2 protein-coding genes are annotated in these 2,232 nt (G+C 63.7%); both read right to left on the bottom strand.

Annotation, left to right across the window (positions count from 1 at the left end; genetic code table 11):
* Nucleotides 1–637 precede the first annotated feature (637 nt).
* Nucleotides 638–1,177: a DUF924 family protein gene (locus AC1DR7_RS20245; protein WP_478076666.1), complete on the bottom strand. Its 540-nt coding sequence runs from the start codon at nucleotides 1,175–1,177 to the stop codon at nucleotides 638–640.
* A gap of 53 nt (nucleotides 1,178–1,230) precedes the next feature.
* Nucleotides 1,231–2,007 (bottom strand): AMP nucleosidase, encoded by a 777-nt coding sequence (locus tag AC1DR7_RS20240; RefSeq protein WP_457321943.1) that lies wholly within the window; start codon nucleotides 2,005–2,007, stop codon nucleotides 1,231–1,233.
* Between the last annotated feature and the right edge of the window lie 225 nt (nucleotides 2,008–2,232).

Genomic DNA, 2,232 nt, shown 5'->3' with positions numbered 1-2,232 from the left:
CCCACCCTTTGACWGTGTGCTGGTGCGCAAAGGAWGAGCGGACGCGTTCGCGCCGTTCGCGCCCCTCGAGCCCCTCGAGCCCTACGAGCCATCCGGATCATTCGGATCATTCGCGTGCTGGCGGCAATGCGTTGCTTTTGCCATGGCCACCAGCCMTCTGTCTGGGGCGGGGGTGTGTGGGTTCGCGGGACACGCCGTAAATCCRTCCCTGGAGGCTCGCGTGTGCCATCCATGGCACACGACGGTCCCGCGAACCCACACACCCCCGCCCCAGACAGATGGCTGGTGGCCATGGCAAAAGCAACGCATTGCCGCCAGCACGCGAATGATCCGAATGATCCGGATGGCTCGTAGGGCTCGAGGGGCTCGAGGGGCGCGAACGGCGCGAACGCGTCCGCTCTTCCTTTGCGCACCAGCACACTGTCAAAGGGTGGGTACGGGTGGGTTGGCGGGACCGTCGTGCGCCATGGATGGCGCACGCGAGCCTCCATGGACGGATTTACGGCGTGTCCCGCCAACCCACCCGTACCCGCCAAGCCAGAGCAGGCAAAGACTCGCTGCTGTTGCTGTTGCTGTTGCTGTTGCTGTTGCTGTTGCTGTTGCTGTTGCTTTTACGCTTTTTGCTTCTACGCCGCTCTCAACCCGCAAACCCGCCTTCGGCCAGGTAATCCAGCTCTTCCGGCGTCGGCATCCGCCCCAGCACCGCATTGCGGTGCGGGAAGCGACCGAACCGGCGGATGATGTCGCGGTGCAGCTCGGCGTACTGCAGGTATTCCTTGTCGCCCAGCACATCGAACATCGCCACCGAACGCTCCTGGTCCTGCGGGTCTTCCGAATGCTCGAACGGCAGATAGATGAAAGCGCGCAGCTTGGGCACCAACTGCAGGTCCAGCCCCTCTTCCACCGCGCRCATCGCGTAGTGCCGGGCCAGCCCATCGGTGGCGTAGGAATGGGCGGTATCGCGGAAACAGTTACGCGGAAACTGGTCGAGCAGGATCATCAGCRCCAGCGCGCCATCGGCACTGCCCAGCCAATGCTCGCGTGCACGACGGGCAGCGGCGAAGTGTTCCTCCAGGAACGCCTCGCGGAACCGCGCATCGAACGCGTCATCGCGCGTGAACCATTGCTGTGGGCCGGCATTGCGCCAGAACTCCACGACTTGTGCCGCCACGTCCATTTACTACCCCTGATGGCGGCGCGTCCCCAAGACGCCCGCCGGTGCGATATCCATCACTCGTCAAAGCGCAGGTGGCGGACCGACTTGCCGTTGCGCCGTATAAGCTTAAGCGCCTCGATACCGATCTGGATATGGTTTTCGACGAACTGCGAGCTGACCTTGGCATCGGACGCCTCGGTCTTGACCCCGTCGGGGATCATCGGCTGATCGGACACCAACAGCAATGCACCGATCGGAATGTGGTTGGCAAAGCCGGCTGCGAACAGGGTGGCCGTCTCCATATCGATGGCCATGCAGCGCATCAGCCGCAGCTTTTCCTTGAAGGCCTCATCATGCTCCCAGACCCGACGGTTGGTCGTGTAGACCGTGCCGGTCCAGTAATCGTGGCCCAGATCGCGGATGGTCGTGGACACCGCACGCTGCAGGGCGAAGGCCGGCAGCGCCGGCACTTCCGGCGGCAGGTAGTCGCTGGAAGTGCCCTCGCCGCGGATCGCGGCGATCGGCAGGACCAGGTCGCCCAGCTGGTTCTTGCGCTTGAGCCCACCGCATTTGCCCAGGAACAGCACCGCCTTGGGCATTACCGCCGACAGCAGGTCCATCACGATGGCCGCGTTGGGGCTGCCCATGCCGAAGTTGATCAGGGTAATGTCATCGCTGGTGACGCTGGCCATCGGCCGATCCATGCCCTGCACCGGTGCGCCGGTAAGGTGCGAGAAGGTATGCAGATAGCCGGCAAAGTTGGTCAGCAGGATGTGCTGGCCGAACTGGTCCAAGGGCACGCCGGTGTAACGCGGCAGCCAGTTTTCAACGATTTCCTGCTTGCTCTTCATCCCGCGATGTCCGTCCGGCATTTGGTTCAGTGCGCCTATTCTGGGGATGGAGCAGCAACAAGCAAGCGATAAGTCTTTTCTTCCCAAGGTGGGGAGCGTCTGGTTCCAAGAGCCTTGGCGGACGGTGCACGGCGGTGCGCGTGCGCGTCATGCGGTCCTTGGGGCGTAGGGATCGCGTGGCGTCTCTGATCGGGTCTGTCGCGCGCGTGCGGGCCCCGTCGCGGC

It is taken from the genome of Stenotrophomonas sp. P5_A9 (assembly GCF_056400525.1).
This window is presented reverse-complemented; position numbering and strand designations above follow the sequence as displayed.